Annotated in this window: 18 protein-coding genes; 13 read left to right on the top strand and 5 right to left on the bottom strand. The window is 68.8% G+C overall.

Annotated elements, in window-relative coordinates; genetic code table 11:
- Positions 1–118: 118 nt before the first annotated feature.
- From AC1D29_RS25765 to AC1D29_RS25755, 3 genes are all read right to left on the bottom strand, one after another.
- On the bottom strand, positions 119–2,164 hold the full coding sequence (locus tag AC1D29_RS25765) for an SH3 domain-containing protein (protein ID WP_477902891.1): 2,046 nt from the start codon (positions 2,162–2,164) through the stop codon (positions 119–121).
- Between the two features lie 14 nt (positions 2,165–2,178).
- On the bottom strand, positions 2,179–2,811 hold the full coding sequence (locus tag AC1D29_RS25760; protein ID WP_477902889.1) for a PEP-CTERM sorting domain-containing protein: 633 nt from the start codon (positions 2,809–2,811) through the stop codon (positions 2,179–2,181).
- Between the two features lie 132 nt (positions 2,812–2,943).
- A complete protein-coding gene (locus AC1D29_RS25755; protein ID WP_477902887.1) occupies positions 2,944–3,852 on the bottom strand; it encodes a YihY/virulence factor BrkB family protein in 909 nt (302 codons plus the stop codon).
- A gap of 113 nt (positions 3,853–3,965) precedes the next feature.
- Here AC1D29_RS25755 and AC1D29_RS25750 point away from each other — a divergent pair, with 113 nt between their 5' ends.
- The gene (locus AC1D29_RS25750; protein ID WP_477902885.1) at positions 3,966–5,138 is read left to right on the top strand and encodes an AI-2E family transporter; all 1,173 of its coding nucleotides are present in this window, start codon (positions 3,966–3,968) and stop codon (positions 5,136–5,138) included.
- Between the two features lie 40 nt (positions 5,139–5,178).
- Positions 5,179–5,688, top strand: a complete 510-nt coding sequence (locus tag AC1D29_RS25745; RefSeq protein ID WP_477902883.1) for a YgjV family protein — start codon at positions 5,179–5,181, stop codon at positions 5,686–5,688.
- A gap of 15 nt (positions 5,689–5,703) precedes the next feature.
- Here the strand turns inward: AC1D29_RS25745 and AC1D29_RS25740 are convergent, their stop codons facing one another.
- Both AC1D29_RS25740 and AC1D29_RS25735 read right to left on the bottom strand, forming a co-directional pair.
- Complete coding sequence (locus AC1D29_RS25740; protein ID WP_477902881.1) at positions 5,704–6,153, bottom strand: hypothetical protein; 450 nt, start codon at positions 6,151–6,153, stop codon at positions 5,704–5,706.
- A gap of 57 nt (positions 6,154–6,210) precedes the next feature.
- Complete coding sequence (locus AC1D29_RS25735; protein ID WP_477902879.1) at positions 6,211–7,146, bottom strand: MBL fold metallo-hydrolase; 936 nt, start codon at positions 7,144–7,146, stop codon at positions 6,211–6,213.
- A gap of 275 nt (positions 7,147–7,421) precedes the next feature.
- On the opposite strand from AC1D29_RS25735, the gene AC1D29_RS25730 reads away from it, so the two are divergent.
- The 11 genes from AC1D29_RS25730 to AC1D29_RS25680 all read left to right on the top strand — a co-directional run bounded on the left by AC1D29_RS25730 (position 7,422) and on the right by AC1D29_RS25680 (position 19,879).
- Positions 7,422–9,626 (top strand): TonB-dependent receptor, encoded by a 2,205-nt coding sequence (locus tag AC1D29_RS25730; RefSeq protein WP_477902877.1) that lies wholly within the window; start codon positions 7,422–7,424, stop codon positions 9,624–9,626.
- A 77-nt stretch (positions 9,627–9,703) separates the two neighbouring features.
- Positions 9,704–11,209 carry a sigma-54 interaction domain-containing protein gene (locus tag AC1D29_RS25725; RefSeq protein WP_477902903.1) on the top strand — a complete coding sequence of 502 codons (1,506 nt, stop codon included), beginning with the start codon at positions 9,704–9,706 and terminating at the stop codon, positions 11,207–11,209.
- Between the two features lie 160 nt (positions 11,210–11,369).
- Entirely contained in the window at positions 11,370–12,581 is a 1,212-nt protein-coding gene (locus AC1D29_RS25720) for a substrate-binding domain-containing protein (RefSeq protein WP_477902876.1), read from the top strand.
- 154 nt (positions 12,582–12,735) lie between these two features.
- Positions 12,736–13,479, top strand: coding sequence for an ABC transporter ATP-binding protein (locus tag AC1D29_RS25715; protein WP_477902874.1), 744 nt, complete (start codon positions 12,736–12,738; stop codon positions 13,477–13,479).
- Positions 13,476–14,207, top strand: a complete 732-nt coding sequence (locus tag AC1D29_RS25710; protein ID WP_477902872.1) for an ABC transporter ATP-binding protein — start codon at positions 13,476–13,478, stop codon at positions 14,205–14,207. Before AC1D29_RS25715 ends, AC1D29_RS25710 begins: the two co-directional genes overlap by 4 nt.
- Positions 14,204–15,178, top strand: a complete 975-nt coding sequence (locus AC1D29_RS25705; RefSeq protein ID WP_477902870.1) for a branched-chain amino acid ABC transporter permease — start codon at positions 14,204–14,206, stop codon at positions 15,176–15,178. Before AC1D29_RS25710 ends, AC1D29_RS25705 begins: the two co-directional genes overlap by 4 nt.
- Positions 15,178–16,260, top strand: coding sequence for a branched-chain amino acid ABC transporter permease (locus AC1D29_RS25700; RefSeq protein ID WP_477902868.1), 1,083 nt, complete (start codon positions 15,178–15,180; stop codon positions 16,258–16,260). The genes AC1D29_RS25705 and AC1D29_RS25700 overlap by 1 nt, the downstream gene beginning before the upstream one ends.
- Complete coding sequence (locus tag AC1D29_RS25695) at positions 16,257–17,099, top strand: alpha/beta fold hydrolase (RefSeq protein ID WP_477902866.1); 843 nt, start codon at positions 16,257–16,259, stop codon at positions 17,097–17,099. The genes AC1D29_RS25700 and AC1D29_RS25695 overlap by 4 nt, the downstream gene beginning before the upstream one ends.
- Before the next feature lie 60 nt (positions 17,100–17,159).
- Positions 17,160–17,930: an ABC transporter ATP-binding protein gene (locus tag AC1D29_RS25690; protein ID WP_477902864.1), complete on the top strand. Its 771-nt coding sequence runs from the start codon at positions 17,160–17,162 to the stop codon at positions 17,928–17,930.
- A 1-nt stretch (position 17,931) separates the two neighbouring features.
- The gene (locus AC1D29_RS25685; RefSeq protein ID WP_477902862.1) at positions 17,932–18,645 is read left to right on the top strand and encodes an ABC transporter ATP-binding protein; all 714 of its coding nucleotides are present in this window, start codon (positions 17,932–17,934) and stop codon (positions 18,643–18,645) included.
- Between the two features lie 37 nt (positions 18,646–18,682).
- The gene (locus AC1D29_RS25680) at positions 18,683–19,879 is read left to right on the top strand and encodes an ABC transporter substrate-binding protein (protein ID WP_477902859.1); all 1,197 of its coding nucleotides are present in this window, start codon (positions 18,683–18,685) and stop codon (positions 19,877–19,879) included.
- The last annotated feature ends 14 nt before the right edge of the window (positions 19,880–19,893 follow it).

Here is a 19,893-nt window from a genome sequence, read left to right as displayed (position 1 = left end):
GTGCCGCCACGCTGGCCGGCGCGGCCGCCACCGCGCGGGCGTCGTCGCGCAGCGCCCACCACAGTCCCGTGGCCAGGGCTGCGGCGGCCGCGAGCGCGAGGACGGCCTTCATGCCAGGTCAGGGCTGCAGCGCCAGGAAGGTGGTCGCGGGCCAGCGGTTGGTGCGGCAGTAGGCCGCGTTGCCGGTGCGGGCCAGGCAGGCGTTGACCAGTGCCGTGCCGAAGGGGCCGTAGACGTCGGTCTCGGCGGCGCCGTTGCGCGTGACGGCCTCCGTGCAGTGGAAGCGGTGCGCCATGGAGCGCACCGCACCGCGCGGGCAGTCGCCGTTGCCGGTGGCTGCGGCTGCCACGGCCTTGCTCCAGATCGGCATCGTCAACGCGACGCCGTCCACGACGGTCGGGCGGTTGGCCGTGCAGACCGCACCGCCGCCGCCGTCCACGCAGGCCTGCACCGAGGCGGCGGTGAACGGGCCATAGGTCTGGCTCGTGCTCAGGCATTGGCGCAGGTGCTGGTCATAGCGTGCGCCATTGGGGCAATGCGCTGGCTTGGCCGCGGACGGCGCCGTCGTCGGCACGGCCCAGCTGGCCAGCGTGGACGCCGGGTAGAGGTTGCCCGCAAAGATCCAGCCCTCGCGCAGCACGCCGTCGGTGTGCGTGTACTCGACGCGGTAGTAGAGGTTGTTGGCCGATGCGGTGCCGAACACTTCCTTGACCTGCACGGCGCTGCCCGCCGGGATGGCGACCAGCAGCGCGCCGCCGGGCGTCGCGCGCATGTTCAGGTTGGGCACGACCTTGACCCAGTCGCCGGCGAAGGCGATCGTGCCCGCGCCCGTCGGCGCCGCGCCCACGGCCAGCGACGCCTGCGTGGCCGCGGTGCCGGCATCGATCCAGCCGTCGGTCAGCGCGCCGTTGATCGTGGCGCGGATGCGGTACAGCCGCGTCTGCTGCTGCGCGCCGCGGACCATGAAGTCCAGCACCTGGTAGGTGCCCGCCGCGGCCTGGCCCAGCACCATGCCATCGGGCGCGGAGCGCAGGTCCAGCGGCTGCAGCGTGGCGATGGCGCTGGCCAGCGATTGCAGGCCCGGCACCTGCGCGCGGCACAGCTGGTGGCGGTTGTGGTCGATGCGGGCATAGCCGGCCGTCTGCGCGACGTAGACCGGCGTGATGCTGCTGTCGTCGAAGCTGGCGCGGCCGGCCAGGCAGGCGGCGTCGCGCACGTCGTCCACGCATTCCAGCGTGCTGCCATTGAGCACGCAGGCGGCGGCACCCACCTGCAACAGCTTGCCGGGCTCGACGCTGCCGCCCGTGGGCACGGGGCAGGACGGGCCGTTGTCCATCAGGCAGGCCACGTCGATGGCGGCGGCCTTGGTCAGGTCGGCCACGTCCACCAGCCACAGGCGGTTGTCGTAGTTGTCGCGGTAGCCGTTGTCCTTGGCCACGTTGACGTCAGCCGCGTTCTGCCAGCGGCAGACCTTGGTGGGCCCGCCGTTGTAGGCCGACCAGGCCGAGCGTGCGCGGCTGCGCCAGTAGGCGTCGACGTCGGCGGTGGTGCCGGCCGGCGTGGTCACGCCGCCCAGGCAGGCGTTGGGTGCGGCCTCCCACGCGGCGTAGTAGATGTCGATCGCGTAGGTGAAGTTCTGCATCATGTTCCAGCCCTTGCCTTCCTGGAGCTGGACGAAGTGATAGCGGTCGTCGACCTGCATCATCCCGTGGCCATGGCCGCTGTCGCCGCGCATCATCTTCAGCAGATAGGGCTGGCCGGCGGCGAGCTGGGCGTCGCGGTAGTGCGACCAGAAAGTCTCCTGGCGCAGCGTGGCGTAGGTGCCGCGCTGGAAGGCCTCCAGCTCGCGCGCCGACACGGCCGGCTTGCGCGACAGCAGGTAGCGGCTGCTGGCGTCGCGGATGACCGGGTACATGGCCTGCATGTAGCGCTTGCGCTCGTCCGTCAGGTTGGCGGACGCATCGTTGAAGATGACGACGGGGTAGTTGCCGCGCACGAAGCTGTCGGGGCCAAAGGCCGAGGCGTCGCAGCCCGACGGCGCGCGGCCGTGGGTCCACGTGCCGCCGACCTTGTTGGTGCAGGCCCAGTCGTTGGCGGTCGGCGTGTAGGCCGCGTGCGCGACGCCGGTCAGCGCGAGACACAGGGTGATGAGCAGGTTTCTCATGGTCGGGTCTCCGGTCACAGCGAACGGCGGCGAACCGCCATGGCCATCAGGCCGGCCAGCAGCAGCGCGACGCTGCCGGGCTCGGGCACGGCGGCCACGTCGCCCACGCGCACGGCCCAGGCCTGGGCCAGCGTGTCGGTGGCCAGCAGGTCTTGCGCGCCCATGCCCATGAAGAAGCTCAAGCCCCAACCGGGTTCAGCTTCCGTGCCGGTCCAGAACACCGGGCCTGTCGCGTTGGCCGGGTCGACCAGGCCGACGAACGGCCCCGTCTGCGTGAGACCTGCGGCGCTGTTGCCCAGGCTCGCGTAGTACAGATGGCCCAGCTCGCTGTTCTGGCCGGCGTTGTTGATGCCGACGTCGGTGGAGCCGTCATCCGAGTAGTCGAGCTGCAGCGCGATGCCATTGACCGGCATGACGGTGGGCAGGCGCCAGTCGTCGAAGCCGCCGAAGCTCAGGGCCTGCGCCCACAGCGCCGCATCGGCCTGGGTGCGCTGCCCGCCCGCGCCGGCGTCGGCCAGCCAGGTGAGGTTGGTCTGCGTGTCGTAGACCATCGTGCCGCCGGCACGCGACTGGAGGTCGGCATGCGCCGGCGCTCCGATCAACCAACCCGTCAGGGCCACGGCAGCGAGAAGCGTCTTCTTGGTCATGGTCAGGGGCGACGGCGTCGCGTGAGCTGAAGGCGGTCGCATGGTCTGCAAAACCGCTGTGCAGCAACCAGCGGGTTAGCCCGGAACTCCCGTGCCAATTCGATGCGCCGGCATAACCGCCGGGAATGCGCGTCAGGCCGGAGCCGGCGCGGGCACCGGTTCGCCCAGGCGCTCGAACTCGGCAATGACCTGGGCGCCGAACAGCAGCAGCGTGGCCGCGACCTCCAGGCTCAGCAACACGGCGATGGCCGTCGTCAGCGAGCCATAGACGGTGCCGATCTGCGACAGCGTGCCGAAGTACCAGACCAGCACATGGCGCGACAGCTCCCACAGCAGCGCCGCCGCCAGCGCACCGATCAGCGCCAGCGGCAGCGACGGCCGCCCACCGGGCATGACCATGTAGACCGAGGCCAGCACGAACACCTCGCCTGCAAAGCCCAGCAGGTAGAGCATCACACCCGACACGCCGTGCAGCGACCAGCTGCGCCACAGGAACTCGACCTCGCGCTGCCCCAGCGCCTGGAAGCTGCCGGCCACCAGCGTCACCAGCAGCAGGCCTGCGCTCAGGCACAGCACATAGAGGTAGGGGATGAGCGCCGAGACCAGGAAGTGCCGCTGGCCGAGCTTGCGGCGGTGATGGAAGATGCCCTGCATGGCGCTCTCCAGCACCGAGAAGGCCAGCGAGCTGAAGAACAGCATGCTGACGAGCAGCACCCAGCCCATCACGTCCCGGTGCGCCAGGAAGCGCGCCAGCTCGGCGACCACGGCGGCCGACTGACCGGGCATCAGCCACTCCAGATAGCGGCCCACCGTCTGCAGCAGTTCGGCCTGCGGCACCCAATGCGATAGCGCGATCACGCTGAGGATGAGCAGCGGCACGATGGACAGCAGCGCGTAGTAGGCCACCGCGCCGGCCAGCAGCAGGCCCTGGTTGGCGCGGAAGGCCTTCAGCGTCTGCCAGGCAAAGCCCCAGGGGTCGCGCAGCACGCGGGCGCTCTGGCGTGCGAACTGCTTGGAAAAGTGCCGGGCGAGGAAGTGCATTCCAGCAGCGTCGCGGCTCGCATCCTGGGCCCGTGTCGGCCGGCATTCCGCGGCGCTGTCAGCGGGCGCCGCGAGCTGACCCGGCACGGGTGCGGGCGGCGGTACGCTGGCGCATGACCCTCGCGAGCGACCACGAACTGCCCGACACCGATGCCGATGCTCCCGGCACGGCCACGCGCGAACCGGTGCACCTGCATGTACCGCTTCACGTGCGCAGCTTTTCGCTCGCGACGCTGGCGCTGGCGGCCGTGCTGTTCATGCTGCACTGGGCCAGCGCGGTGGTCGTGCCGGTGCTGCTGGGCCTGATGCTGAGCCATGCGCTGGGGCCGGTGGTCGACCGACTGCAGCGGCTGCGGCTGCCCCGCGCGCTGGCGGCAGCGGTGCTGCTGCTGGGCCTGGTGGGCAGCTTTGGCTGGACGGGCTATGCGCTGTCCGATGACGCCAGCGCGCTGCTGGAGTCGCTGCCCGCGGCCACCGAGAAAGTGCGCGCCGCGATGGCCCGCCGCCACGGCAAGGAAGGTGCGCTGGCCCAGGTGCAGAGAGCGGCCACGCAGCTGGAGCAGGCGGCCGAGGCCGGAGGGCCCGCACCAGCGGCCAACCCGCGCGGCGCCACGCGCGTGATCGTCGAGCGGCCGCGCTTCAACCTGCAGGACTACCTGTGGACCGGCACGCTGGGGCTGTTGGCCTCGCTGGGCCAGGCCGTGGTGGTGGTGTTCATCGCCTTCTTCCTGCTCGCCTCGGGCGACCATTTCCGGCGCAAGCTGGTGCACCTTGCGGGCCCCACCTTCGCCAAGCGGCGGCTGACCGTGCAGACGCTGGACGAGATCAGCGCCCAGGTGCAGCGCTACCTGCTGGTGCAGGTGTTCACCAGCGCCGTGGTGGGGCTGACCATCTGGCTGGCCTTCCTGGCCGCGGGCATGGACCACGCGGCCGTGTGGGGCGCGACGGCCTTCGTGCTGGACTTCGTGCCCTATGTCGGCGCCACCGTGCTGACGGTCAGTTCGGGCCTGATGAGCTTCGTGCAGTTCGGCACCGTCGACATGGTGCTGCTGGTGTCGGGCATCGCTTTGGGCGTGCACACGCTGTCGGGCAACCTGCTGATGCCCTGGCTCAGCAGCCGCAGCAGCCGCATGAACGCGGTCACCGTGTTCATCGGCGTGCTGGCCTTCGGCTGGCTGTGGGGGCTGTGGGGCCTGCTGCTGGGCGTGCCCATCCTGGCCAGCGTGAAGGCGGTGTGCGACCGCGTGGACGAGCTCAAGCCCATCGGCGAGCTGATGGGCACCTGAACCGGCAGGCGCCGCTGCGGCGGCCGCGACAATCCGGCGGATGCCCGACTGGTTCTCGCCCGCCCAACTCTTCGGCTATCTGGCCTTCGTGCTGGGCGTCGGCTGCTTCCTGCAGACGGACGACCGCCGCTTCAAGTGGTTCATGACCGGCGAGTGCCTGGCCTATGTCGTGCACTTCGCGCTGCTGGGCAACCCGACGGCGGTGGTCAGCTCGCTGCTGTCCATGCTGCGCTCCATGCTGTCGCTGCACACGCGCTCGGTGTGGGTGGCGGTGGGGGTCGTTGCGGCCAACATCGGCTTCGGCCTGGCCATCGCCACCCGGCCCAGCGACTGGCTGCCACTGAGCGCGTCCTGCCTGGGCACCATCGCGCTGTTCACGCTGCAAGGCATCCCGATGCGGCTGCTGATGTTGTGCGGCACGGGGCTGTGGATCGCGAACAACGTCATCGCCGGCTCCATCGGCGGCACGGCGCTGGAGGTGGTCGTGGCCGCCGTGAACCTGACGACCATCGTGCGCATGCTCAGGGCGCCGGCACGGCCGGCACGCTGAGCGGCTGCGGTCGGCTCAGCGGCCGCTCAGCGCGGCGTCGAGCTTGGCGCGGTCGATGTGGCGCTCGAAGCCGCTCATGGCCGCACCCACGTTCGGGTTGGACATCAGCTCCTTCATCGCCAGCTCGCCGAGTTTCTGGAACGCGGTCACGATGCCGGCGCTGCCCTCCTGCTGCACGGCCTCGCGGGCCTGCGCGCGGCAGCGCTCGGTGAGCAGCTGCGTCAGCAGCTGGGCCACGCCGGCGTCGGCTTCGGTGCGGGTCGCATCGGGCACGTTGGACAGCGGCTTGATGTCGGGGTGGGCCGACATCGCGACGAAGATCCAGCGCGCCAGATCCTTGCGGTCCTTGCCGGTGGTGCTGTCACCGAGGCAGGCGCCCAGCGCCTCGGCCTTGGGACCGGCCTGGGCCGACAGCGGCAAGGTGGCGGCGAGGGACAGCAGCAGGACGGGCAGAAATGGCTTCATTGCAGATCGGCAGGGGTTGAGGGCCGGCGATTGTGAATCGCGCGGCCCGCGCCGTGCTCAGCGATTGGCGGAGTAATTCACCGGCAGCCAGTCGTAGCCCTTGCCATCCGCGCGCAGCTTGCCGATGCCGGGAAACGACACGTGCGTGACCGCCACGTAGTAGCCGTCCTTGGCGGCCGCGGCGTAGGCCTTCTCGCGCGCCGGGGCCGCGGCTTTGGGGTCGCTGTCGAACTGGATGGTCACGCCCGGCTCGGCGAACTGCACCGCGGCGACGTGCATCAGGTCGCCCCAGAACATCATCTTCTGGCCCTTGCTCTCGGCGACGTAGTTGCTGTGGCCGGGTGTGTGGCCGTAGGCCGGGTAGGCCTTCACGCCGGGCACGATCTCGACGCCATCCTTGCTGCCTTCGAAGGGCTTGAAGCGGCCGGCGTCCGAGTAGGCCTTGACGATGGCCGCGATGGCCTTGCCGCCCTCACCCTTGGCGACCTGCTCGGGTGCCAGCCAGAAGTCGGCGTCGCGCTTGTCCAGACGCAGCGTCGCGTTTGGGAAGGCCGCCTTGCCGTCCACGCCGGCGCCACCGATGTGGTCGCCGTGCATGTGGGTGATGACGACCTCGTCGACCTGGTCCGGGCTGTAGCCGGCGGCCTTCAGGTTGGCCAGCGCACGGCCCAGCGTGGGGCCGAACAGGCCGGAAGCGCCGGTGTCCACGAGGACGAGCTTGCTGCCGGTGTTGATCAGGTAGGCGTTGACCGAGGTTTCCAGCGGCAGGCCCAGGTAGGCGTGCTGCAGCGCCTTGACCGTGTTGGGTGCGGGCTGCTGCAGCAGCTTGTCCACGGGCAGGTCCAGCGTGCCGTCGGACAGCGCGGTGATCTCGAAGTCGCCGAGCTGCACGCGGTACCAGCCGGGCGCCTGGCCCTTGAGTTGCGGGCCGGCGGCGAAGGCGGTGGTCGTCGCGGCCAGGGCGAGGGCGGCGGGAAGCAGTTGCTTGAACATCTTCTGTGTCTCCGTGTGGGGGTTGGGGTCGCGGCGCAGGATAGCGGCGCCGCCCTGGGCTTGCAGCCCCAAGGTCAGGCCGGCTCGACTGTCCACTCGCTGGACAGCGCCCGGGTGCCCCGCCGCCTGGAATCCGGACAGAAAACGACCGAGGACGCCCGCCGATGGCGCGAAATCGCGGGTCAACCCGTAGGCCCGGGCACCGATTTGGCGCTGGCATGGGCTTTGCGCTTCAGGGGGTGGCTGACACACAAATTCATACGAGGAGACAAGCCATGACCCGACGCCAAGCGGCGCCTTTTCGCGTCCAGCGCCTGCAGTTCGCCATCCTCGCCGCGCTGGGCGCGGCACTGCCCGCCGGCGCGCAGACCACCCCGGCGGCCGCCGAGCCCACGGTGACGACGCTGGATGTCGTCAAGGTCACGGCGCGCAAGCGCGAGGAGTCGCTGCAGGACGTGCCGGTGGCCGTCACCGCGCTGACGGCGGACCAGCTCGACAAGCTCGCCATCAAGGACCTCGGCGACCTGCAAGGCCAGGTGCCCAACCTGACCATCTACGCCGCCCGCGGCAGCAACTCGACGATCACGACCTTCATCCGCGGCGTCGGCCAGGCCGACCCGCTGTGGGGCGTGGACCCGGGCGTGGGCATCTATTTCGACGACGTCTACATCGCCCGCCCGCAGGGCGCGCTGCTGGACGTGTACGACGTGCAGCGCGTGGAAGTGCTGCGCGGCCCGCAGGGCACGCTGTACGGCAAGAACACGGTGGGCGGCGCGGTCAAGTACGTCAGCAAGCCGCTGCCCACGCAGACCGAAGGCGCGGTGACGCTGGCCATCGGCAGCTACGGCCAGGTCAATGCCAAGGGTGCCGTGGGCACGGCAGTCAACGACGGCCAGATCCGCTTCCGCGTGGCCGGCGCCAGCTTGAACCGCGACGGCTACGGCAAGAACCTGACCGACGGCAGCCCCGTCAGCGACCAGGCGACCACCAGTGGCCGCGTGTCGGCCGGCTGGTTCCCGACGGGCGCCAGCTTCAACGCCCAGGTGTCGGTGGACCGCACGCAGGACGCCTCGCACATGCGCGGTTTCCAGCGCCTGAACGTCAACCCCTTCGACCCGGCCAAGACGCCGCCCACCACGGGCCGCTACGACATCGCGTCAGGCATGCCCAACGCCAACCGCACGACCAGCGAGGGCGAATCGCTGACGCTGAACTGGGGCGTCAGCGAAGCCTGGAGTCTGAAGTACATCCTGGCGCATCGCGCGTCCGACACCAACACGTCCATCGACTTCGACGGCCTGCCCAACAAGATTGCCGACGTGCGCGCCGAGTACCACGACAGCTCGCAGAGCCACGAGCTGCAGGCCACGTACGAAGGCGCCAGCAGCTCCGGCGTCATCGGCGTGTACTACTTCGACGGCCGCGCCGGCGGCACGGTGCGCAACAACTTCTTCAACGCGAGCTTCGGCACGACCAACGGCATCGTCTACACCGAGGGCAAGGCCATCTTCGCCGACTGGAGCTGGCGGCTGACGCCCAGCTTCTCCATCAGCACGGGCCTGCGCTACACGGACGAGAGCAAGCGCGCCGTGGTGCTGAACCAGGCCTTCGCCAACGACCAGTTCAGCGGCGCGCCCATCGCCGTGCCGGCCAACTTCGACAACTCGCGCTCGGTGCAGAACACCTCGCCGCGGCTGTCGCTGGAATACAAGCTCAGCAACGCGGTGAAGCTGTACACGACGGCCTCGCGCGGCTTCAAGAGCGGCGGCTACAACATCCGCGCCAACACGCTGGCCTTCCCCTCGTCGAGCAAGCCCTTCGAGGACGAGAAGCTGGACTCGCTGGAGCTGGGCGCCAAGATGATCCTGGACGGCGGCCGGCTGGAGCTGAACAGCGCGGTCTTCCACAACAAGTACAAGAACGTGCAGCTGTCGGTGTTCACCAGCTACACCCAGGCCAACGGCCAGCCGGGCTTCTTCGGTGACTTCACCAACGCCGGCAAGGCCACGGTGCAGGGCGCCGAGTTCGAGTTCCTGTGGATGCCCTCGACCGACTGGCGCATCAGCGGCAACCTGGCCACCATCAACGCCAAGTACGACGAGTACATCGACCGCAACGTCAACGTGGCCGACCAGAAGAAGTTCACCAACACGCCCAAGTTCCAGGCCGCGCTGAACGTGGAGCACAACGCCCGCATGCCTTTTGGCGGCGTGCTGCGCTCGCGCCTCTCGGTCAGCCACCGCACCAAGGTCTACCCGACGACCGACCTGTCCGAGGCACTGGCGCAGGACACCTACACGCTGCTGGGCGGCGGCCTGATCTGGGAGAAGGACCCCAAGCTGAGCTTCTTCCTGCAAGGCAGCAACCTGACCAACAAGGCCTACAAGACCGACGGCTACAACATCGCCGGCCTGGGCGTGCTGAACGCGTATTACGGCGCACCGCGCACGGTCACTCTTGGCGGGACGTTGAAGTTCTGAGCGCGGACCTGACGGCGCGACCGAGCGGGTTCGGCCCTGGTCCATCCAGCGGCGTGGCGCGGTACATTGCCGCGGCCATGCCGCTGTCCAAATCCCAGACACCCGCCCAGCACGACATCCCGCAGGATGTCGACGGGCTGCTGCGCCTGGCCGCGCAGTCCATGTTCGACGTGCTGGCCCGGTCGACCGAAGGGATGATGGTCATCGACCGCAACCACCGCGTGGTCTGGATCAGCGACGGCTACAAGCGTTTCCTGCCGGCGCTGGGCTTCACGCACGAGCACGAGTTCGTCGGCAAGCGCGTGGAAGACGTGGTGCCCAACACGCAGATGCTGCAGGTGCTGGAAAGCGGCAAACCGGTGCTGGTGGACCTGCTGACCAACAAGGCCGGCACCTTCCTCGTCAGCCGGCTGCCGCTGCGCAACGACGCCGGCGAGGTCATCGGCGCGCTCGGCTTGGTGCTGCTCGACCACCCCGAGACGACGATGCAGCCGCTGATCCAGAAGTTCGGCAGGCTGCAGCAGGAGCTGGAGGACACGCGCCGCCAGCTCGCCGCGCAGCGCCGGCCCAAGTACACGATCGCCAGCTTCATCGGTGCCAGCCCGGCGGCGCTGGAGGTGAAGCGCCAGGCCCGCCGCGTGGCGCAGACCGATTCCACCGTGCTGCTGCTGGGCGAGACCGGCACCGGCAAGGAGTTGATGGCCCACGCCATCCACTCGGCGTCGCGGCGCGCACACCGGCCGCTGGTGGGCGTCAACATCGCCGCCGTGCCGGAGACGCTGCTGGAAGCCGAATTCTTCGGCGTCGCGCCGGGCGCCTACACGGGCGCCGACCGCAAGGGCCGCGACGGCAAGTTCAAGCTGGCCGACGGCGGCACGCTGTTCCTGGACGAGATCGGCGACATGCCGCTGGCGCTGCAGAGCAAGCTGCTGCGTGTGCTGCAGGAGCAGGAGGTGGAGCCGCTGGGTAGCAACACCGTGCTGCGCGTGGACGTGCGCGTCATTGCCGCCACCAGCCGCGACCTGGCCGCGATGGTCGCCGCCGGCCAGTTCCGCGCCGACCTGTACTACCGTCTGAACGTGCTGCCCATCCGTGTGCCGGCGCTGCGCGAGCGGCTGGACGACATCGAGGCGCTGGCCGAGGCGCTGGGCGAAGACATCGCCCGCCGCAGCGGCATGCCGCAGAAGCTGCTCAGCCCCGATGCCATCGAATGGCTGATGCAGCAGGCCTGGCCCGGCAACATCCGCGAACTGCGCAACACGCTGGAGCAGGTCAGCCTGATGAGCGACGACATGCAGCTGACGGCGGCGAGCTTCCAGGGTGGGTCCGCAGGGCCCGCGATGGCGGCTGTGGCTGCACCGGTGGCCCCGCCGGCCGCGCCGACGCTCACGACCTCGCAGGCCGTGGCGCCGCTGCCCGAGCTGATCGAAGCGCTGGAGCGCGACGCCATCGCCCGCGCGCTGAAGGCCACTGGCGGCAACCGCATGGCGGCGGCGCGGCTGCTGCAGATTTCGCGCGCCTCACTGTACGAGCGGCTGGCGCGCTGGCCAGACCTGGAAGTCCAGGTTTCAGGCAACGCCTGAAAGTCAGACACTCGCCAAGTCCCTGACGGCTCAAAACCACGGGACAACCCGAACGAAAACCGACCCGGCGCCCCCTTCCCCGCCGGGCACGGCCCTTGCAGAAAGGGAAGACACCGTCTGCCGACAGAGCAGACATGACGAACTTCAGGAGACAAGCCTCATGCGCCCCATCCAGCGCTCCTTCACGCGCCGCATTGCCCTCGCCGCCGCTACGCTGGCGGTCGCCCTGCCCGGCGTCGCGCTCGCCGCGGACAAGGAAATCCGCATCGCCCACGTCTACAGCAAGACCGGCCCGCTCGAGGCCTACGGCAAGCAGACGCAGATCGGCTTCATGATGGGCCTGGACTACGCCACCGGCGGCACGCTGACCGTGGCGGGCAAGAAGCTCGTCGTCATCGAGAAGGACGACCAGGGCAAGCCCGACGTGGGCAAGAGCCTGCTGGCCGCGGCCTATGGGGACGACAAGGCCGACGTCGCCGTCGGGCCCAGCTCCTCCGGCGTGGCGCTGGCCATGCTGCCTGTGGCCGAGGAGTACAAGAAGATCCTGCTGGTGGAGCCGGCCGTGGCCGACTCCATCACGGGCGACAAGTGGAACAAGTACATCTTCCGCACCGGTCGCAACTCGTCGCAGGACGCCATCGGCAACGCCGTCGCGTCGGACATCGCCGGCCTGAACATCGGCATCCTGGCCCAGGACTACGCCTTCGGCCGTGATGCCGTGAAGGCCTACAAGGAAGCGCTGAAGAAGGCCAAGATCGTCCACGAGGAATACCTGCCCACGGCGACGACCGACTTCACCGCCGGCATCCAGCGCCTGGTGGACGCGCTGAAGGACAAACCCGGCCCCAAAGTCATCGCCGTCGTGTGGGCCGGCGCGACGCCGCCCTTCGGCGCGCTGGCCGCGCTGGACCTGCAGAAGCGCTACGGCATCGGCGTGGGCTCGGGCGGCAACATCCTGCCGGCCATGACGGCCTACAAGCAGTTCCCCGGCATGGAAGGCGCGACGTACTACTACTTCGGCATTCCCAAGAACCCGGTCAACGAATGGCTGGTGGCCAACCACTACAAACAGTTCAAGGCTCCGCCCGACTTCTTCACGGCCGGCGGCATGAGCGCGGCGATTGCGCTGGTCGAGGCGCTGAAGAAAACCGGCGGCGACACGACCACCAACAAGCTCATCAAGACCATGGAGGGCATGAGCTTCGAGACGCCCAAGGGCAGGATGACCTTCCGCGCCGAGGACCACCAGGCGATGCAGTCCATGTACCACTTCAGGATCAAGGTGGACCCGGCGTTCCCGTGGGGCGTGCCGGAACTGGTCCGCGAGATCAAGCCGGAAGAGATGCAGGTGCCCACCCGCAACAAGCGCTGATCGCTCGGCTACTGCGCGGGCGCTGCACGTCGTTGCGGGTCCTCCCATGAATCCTCACGTACAGGAAGTACGTTCCGGTTCATGGGTCCTCCCGCGCCTAGTTCAGCACCCGCTCGCTACGCCTCGATTTGGCTTTCCGCGCTGAAACAGCCACATGCTCGAAACCAAGAACCTGACGATCCGCTTCGGCGGCCATGTGGCCGTCGACGGCGTGTCGTGCGCCTTCCAGCCCGGCACGCTGACGGCCATCGTCGGCCCCAACGGCGCGGGCAAGACGACCTACTTCAACCTGATCTCGGGCCAGCTGCCCGCGAGCAGCGGCGAAGTCTGGCTGGATGGTGAGAACCTGACCAAGCTGCCGGCGCCGGTGCGCACGCGACGGGGTCTCGGCCGGGCGTTCCAGCTGACGCAGTTGTTCGCACACCTGACGGTGCTGGAGAACGTGCGGCTGGCCGTGCAGGCGCGGCACGGCAAGGGGCTGCGCATGCTGTCGGTGTGGCTGTCGCACAAGGAGCTGATCACCGAGGCGCAGGCCATCCTGGAGCGCGTGCGACTCGGTTCACGCGCCGATGACTTGGCCGCCAGCCTGCCGCACGGCGACCAGCGCAAGCTGGAAGTGGCGATGCTGATCGCGCTGGACCCGAAGGTCTACCTGTTCGACGAACCCACGGCCGGCATGAGCGTGGACGAGGTGCCCGTCGTGCTGGACCTGATCCGCGCGCTGAAGGCCGAGAAGAAGCACACGCTGCTGCTGGTGGAGCACAAGATGGACGTCGTGCGCGAGCTGGCGGACCGCATCATCGTGTTGCACCAGGGCAAGCTGGTGGCCGATGGCGACCCGGCCGAGGTCATCGCCTCCCCCATCGTGCAGCAGGCCTACCTGGGAATGGCGGCATGAACCTGCTTGAGCTGAAGGGCGTCCACACCCACGTCGGGGCGTATCACATCCTGCACGGCGTGGACCTCGCGGTGCCGGCCGGTCAGGTGACCATGCTGTTGGGCCGCAACGGCGCCGGCAAGACCAGCACGCTGCGCACCCTGATGGGCTTGTGGACGGCGAGTGCCGGCACGGTGCACTTCAAGGGCGAGGACATCACGAAGCTGGCAACGCCCGACATCGCGTCGCGCGGCATCGCCTACGTGCCGGAGACCATGGGCATCTTCGGCGAGTTGAGCGTCGCCGAGAACCTGCTGCTGGCCGCGCGCAGTGCCAAGCGCATCGCCGACCTGGACGCCAAGCGGCTGGACTGGCTGTTCGGCCTCTTCCCCGCGCTGAAGACCTTCTGGCAGCACCCGGCCGGCAAGCTGTCGGGCGGGCAGAAGCAGATGCTGGCCATCGCCCGCGCCATGATCGAGCCGCGCGAGCTGCTGGTCATCGACGAGCCCAGCAAGGGCCTGGCGCCGGCCATCGTGCAGAACCTCATCACGGCGCTGCGCGAGCTGAAGCGCACGCAGACGACGGTGCTGCTGGTCGAGCAGAACTTCCGCGTCGCCGCCGAGCTGGGCGACCGCGTGGCCGTCATGGACGACGGCCGCATCGTGCACGCCGGCGCGATGGCCGAGCTGATCGCCGACCCCGACTTGCAGCAGCGGCTGCTGGGCCTCTCGCTGGCCGCACATCAATGAGGCTCGACCCCCGCCCCCTCGCGCTGCTCGCCGCGCTGATGCTGCTGGCCCTGCCGCTGACCGGCAGCGCCAGCACCTGGCTCAACCTGACGCTGGCCGGCCTGGCCATGGGCCTGATCATCTTCGTCATCGCCTCCGGCCTGACGCTGGTGTTCGGCCTGATGGACGTGCTGAACTTCGGCCACGGCGTGTTCATCGCGCTGGGCGCGTTCACCGCAACGACCGTGCTGGCGTTTCTCGCGCCCTGGGCCACCAGCCCTGACGTCGCATCCAACCTCGCGGCACTGGCCGCCGCCTGCCTGGCCGGCATGGCCATCGCCGCCGCCGTCGGCGTCGTGTTCGAGCGCGTGCTGGTGCGGCCCGTCTACGGCCAGCACCTGAAGCAGATCCTCATCACGATGGGCGGCATGATCATCGGCGAGGAGCTGATCAAGGCCACCTGGGGCGCCCAGCTGATCCCGCTGCCGCTGCCCGACGCACTGCGTGGCATCTTTCTCCTCGGGGACGTCGCCGTCGAGAAGTTCCGCGTGCTGGCCATGCTCATCGGCCTGGTCGTGCTGATCGCGTTGCTGCTGGTGCTGAACCGCACCAAGATCGGCCTGCTGATCCGCGCCGGCGTGCAGGACCGCGAGATGGTGGAGGCGCTGGGCTACCGCGTGCGGCGGTTGTTCGTCGGCGTGTTCGTTGCCGGCTCGGCGCTCGCGGGGCTGGGCGGCGTGCTGTGGGGCCTGGTGCAGCAGGGCGTCACGCCGCAGATCGGCGGCCAGGTCAACCTGCTGATCTTCATCGTCATCATCATCGGCGGCCTGGGGTCGACGGTGGGCTGCCTGATCGGCGCGCTGCTGGTCGGCTTGGTGGCCAACTACGTGGGCTTCATCGCGCCGAAGGCGGCGCTGTTCTCCAACATCGGGCTGATGGTGGCCATCCTGCTGTGGCGCCCGCAAGGCCTCTACCCGGTGGGGGCCAAGTGATGATCCGCACGCTGCTCTCCCACGACCTGCCGCGCAGCCGCATCCTCGGCGTGCTGCTGCTGGCCTGCCTCGTCGGCCTGGCCGGCGCGCCCTTCATCTTCCCGGGCACGCAGGCGCTGAACGTCGCGGCCAAGATCCTGGTCTTCATCCTGCTGGTGGCCAGCTACGACCTGCTGCTGGGCTACACCGGCATCGTCAGCTTCGCGCACACGATGTTCGTCGGCATCGGCGCCTACGGCATCGCGATCGCATCGGCGCGGCTGGGGTCGGACTGGACGTCGCTCGCCATCGGCTTCATCGTCGCACTGGGTTTGAGCGCCGTGCTGGCGCTGGCCATGGGCCTGGCCAGCCTGCGCGTGAAGGCCATCTTCTTTGCCATGATCACGCTGGCCGTGGCCTCGGCCTTCATGACGCTGGCCTCGCAACTGAGCGACTTCACCGGCGGCGAGGACGGCCTGAACTTCCAGCTGCCGTCAGCGCTGCGCCCATCGACCGAGTTCATGGAAGAGCCGGTACTGGGCGTCATGCTCGACGGCCGGCTGCTGACCTATTACCTGCTCTTCGTCGCCGTCACCGCGTTGATCGCGCTGCTGCTGCGCATCGTCAACTCACCGTTCGGCCGCGTGCTGCAGGCCATCCGCGAGAACGAGTTCCGCGCCGAAGCCATCGGCTACCGCACCGTCGTCTATCGCACCGGCGCCAACGTCATCGCCGCGCTGCTGGCCTGCTGCGGCGGCGCGCTGCTGGCGCTGTGGCTGCGCTACACGGGCCCCGAGACAGCCATGAGCATGGAGATCATGCTGGACCTGCTGCTCATCGTCGTCATCGGCGGCATGGGCACGGTCTACGGCGCCGTCATCGGCAGCGTGCTCTTCATCGTCGCGCAGAACTACCTGCAGGCGCTGCTGAAGTGGGCCGGCGGCCTGGTCGAGGGCGTGCCGGTCCTGAGCACCCTCGTGTCGCCAGACCGCTGGCTGCTGTGGCTGGGCCTGCTGTTCGTGCTGGCGGTCTATCACTTCCCCGGCGGCATCGTCGGGCGGCTGCGACTGGCGGCGTGGACGCGGGGGAGAGCAAGAAAATGAAGTCGCGCTACGTCAACTGCCTGGGCCGCGAGATCCACGTCACCGAGTGGGGTGACGAAGGCGCGTCACCGCTCATCGCCTGGCATGGACTGGCACGCAGCAGCCGCGACTTCGACGACTTCGCCGCCGCGCTCAGCGCCCGATGGCGCGTCATCTGCCCCGACACCCCCGGCCGCGGCCTGTCGCAATGGGCCGTGGATCCGGCGCGCGAATACTGCCTGGAGACCTATGTCGACCAGGCCGAGGCGCTGCTGGACCAGCTGGGCCTGGACAAGGTGCACTGGGTGGGCACGTCCATGGGTGGCGCCATCGGCACGCTGGCGGCGGCCACCAAGCTGCGCGGCCGCATCCGCCGGCTGGTGTTGAACGACAACGGGCCGGAGCTGGCGGCTCCCGCGCTGGCACGCATCAAGACCTACGCCGGTCAGCCGCCGAGCTTTGCGACGGTGAGCGAGCTGGAGGCCTACTTCCGCGAGATCTATGCGAGCTTCGGCCACCTGACCGACGCGCAATGGCGCCACCTGACCGAGACCTCGCTGCGCCGCCTGCCCGATGGCCGCGTGACGACGCATTACGACCCCGCGCTGGCCCAGCAGTTCGAGCACCATCCCGACGACTACCTGCTGTGGGACGCCTGGGACCAGCTGGACCTGCCGGTGCTGTGCCTGCGCGGCGAGGACTCGACGCTGCTGACCGCCGAGACCGCCCAGGCCATGCGCGAGCGCGGGCCCCGCGCGGCGGTCGCAGTGATCCCCGGTTGCGGCCATGCGCCGGCCTTGAACACGCCCGAGCAGATCGGCCTGATCGAACGTTTCCTGTCCGCGGGGCAGACCCCGTGAATGCCCGTAAGCCAGCGTCAGGCCTGAAGGCCTAGAGTCGCGCAGCTAACCCGGAAGTCCATGAGCGAATTCATCCTCGAGACCCAGGATCTGACCAAGGAGTTCAAAGGCTTCACCGCCGTCGACTCGGTCAACCTGCGCGTGCAGCGCGGCCACATCCACGCGCTGCTGGGCCCCAACGGCGCGGGCAAGACCACCTGCTTCAACCTGCTGACCAAATTCCTGACGCCCACGCGCGGGCGCATCGTCTTCGCGGGCACCGACATCACCGGCGAGTCGTCGGCGCAGATCGCGCGCCGCGGCGTCATCCGCAGCTTCCAGATCTCGGCCGTGTTCCCGCACCTCACCGTGCTGGAGAACGTGCGCATCGGCCTGCAGCGATTCACCGGCACAAGCTTTCATTTCTGGAAGGGCCTCACGGGCCTGAAGACGCTGGACGCCAAGGTGTTGTCGCTGCTGGAGCTGGTGGACCTGCGCGACATGGCCCAGCTGAAGGCGGCGGACCTGCCCTATGGCCGCAAGCGGGCGCTGGAAATCGCGACGACGATGGCCATGGAGCCGCAGCTGATGCTGCTGGACGAACCCACGCAAGGCATGGGGCATGAAGACGTGGACCGCGTGACGGCTCTCATCAAGCGCGTGGCCGAGGGGCGCACGGTGCTGATGGTGGAGCACAACATGAAGGTCGTGGCCAGCATCGCCGACCGCATCACGGTACTGGCGCGCGGCGCCGTGCTGGCGGAGGGCGACTACGCCACCGTCTCCAAGCATCCGGCGGTCCTCGAAGCCTACATGGGCACCGAAGCGACCGAGCTGCAGGGAGCCCACTGACATGGCGACGCCCGCACTCGAGATCACCAACCTCAACGCCTGGTACGGCGAAAGCCACATCCTGCACGGCATCAACCTGTCGGTGCAGCCCGGCCAGGTCGTCACGCTGCTAGGCCGCAACGGCGCGGGCCGCACGACGACGCTGCGCGCCATCATGGGCCTGACCGGCACGCGCAAAGGCTCCATCAAGGTCCATGGCGACGAGACCATCGCCCTGTCCACGCATCGCATCGCCAACCTCGGCATCGGCTACTGCCCCGAGGAGCGCGGCATCTTCGCGTCGCTGACGACCGAGGAGAACCTGCGCCTGCCACCGCTGCTGAAGGCCAGGCGCGGCAAGGTCATGAGCGAGGCCGACATCTACGCGATGTTCCCCAACCTCGCGGAGCGCAGGAACAGCCCCGGCACGCGGCTGTCGGGCGGCGAGCAGCAGATGCTGGCCGTGGCGCGCATCCTGCGCACCGGCGCCGACATCCTGCTGCTGGACGAGATCTCCGAAGGCCTGGCGCCCGTCATCGTCCAGGCCCTGGCCCGCATGATCCGCGCGCTGAAAGCGCAAGGCTTCACCATCGTCATGGTGGAGCAGAACTTCCGCTTCGCCGCGCCGCTGGCCGACCACTTCATCGTCATCGAGCACGGCGAAGTCGTGCTGTCCTTCCCCGCAGCCGACCTGCCGGCCCACCAGGCCCAGATGGACGAGCTGCTCAGCGTCTAACCCGCAACCAAGCGGTAATCAACCACTGGAGACCACCATGAAAAAGACCCTCATTGCCGCGACCCTCGCCAGCTGCGGCTTCGCCGCCCACGCGCAGATCTCCGGCGACGTCATCAAGATCGGCTTCCTGACCGACATGTCCAGCGTCTACGCCGACATCGACGGCGCCGGCGGTGTCGAGGCCATCAAGATGGCGATCGCCGACCTGAAGGGCGTGGCCGCGGGCAAGAAGGTCGAGCTGATCTTTGCCGACCACCAGAACAAGGCCGACGTCGCCTCCGCCAAGGCCCGCGAGTGGATGGACACGCAGGGCCTGGACCTGCTGATCGGCGGCACCAACTCCGGCGCCAACCTGGCCATGGCCACGGTGGCCGCCGAGAAGAAGCGGCCCTTCATCTCGATCGGCGCCGGCAGCTCGGCGCTGACGAACGCCAACTGCACGCCCTACACCATCCACTACGCCTACGACACCGTGGCGCTGGCCAACGGCACCGGCGGCGCGGTGACCAAGGCGGGTGGCAAGAACTGGTACTTCCTGACCGCCGACTACGCCTTCGGCGCCGCGCTGCAGGCCGACACCACGGCCGTCGTGCAGAAGAACGGCGGCACGGTGAAGGGCAGCGTCAAGCACCCGTTGAACGCCAGCGACTTCTCCAGCTTCCTGCTGCAGGCCCAAGGCTCGGGCGCGCAGATCCTGGGCCTGGCCAATGCCGGCGGCGACACCATCAACGCGATCAAGGCCGCCAACGAGTTCGGCATCACCAAGGGCATGAAGCTCGCGGGCCTGCTGATGTTCATCAACGACGTGCACTCGCTGGGCCTGAAGACCACGGAAGGCATGTACCTGACCGACTCCTGGTACTGGAACCAGACGCCCGAGGCGCGCGCCTGGAGCCGCCGCTTCTTCGAGAAGATGAAGCGCATGCCGTCGTCGCTGCAGGCGGCGGACTACTCGGCCGTGACGCACTACCTGAAGGCCGTCGAGGCCGGCAAGACCGACGACGCCGACAAGGTCATCGCCAAGATGAAGGAGCTGCCGATCAAGGACTTCTACACCACCGGCACCATCCGCAAGGAAGACGGCCGCGGCATCCACGACATGTTCCTGATGCAGGTCAAGACGGTGAAGGAATCGACCGAGCCCTGGGACTACTACAAGGTCGTGACGCGCATCCCGGGCGAGGAAGCCTTCACCAAGCTCGCCGACTCCAAGTGCCCCTTGGTCAAGAAGTGATCCCCTGAGAAAGC

This window comes from Roseateles sp. P1_C6, assembly GCF_056406315.1.
Note: the sequence above shows the minus strand (reverse complement) of the source record. Positions and strands in the feature narration are given on the sequence as shown.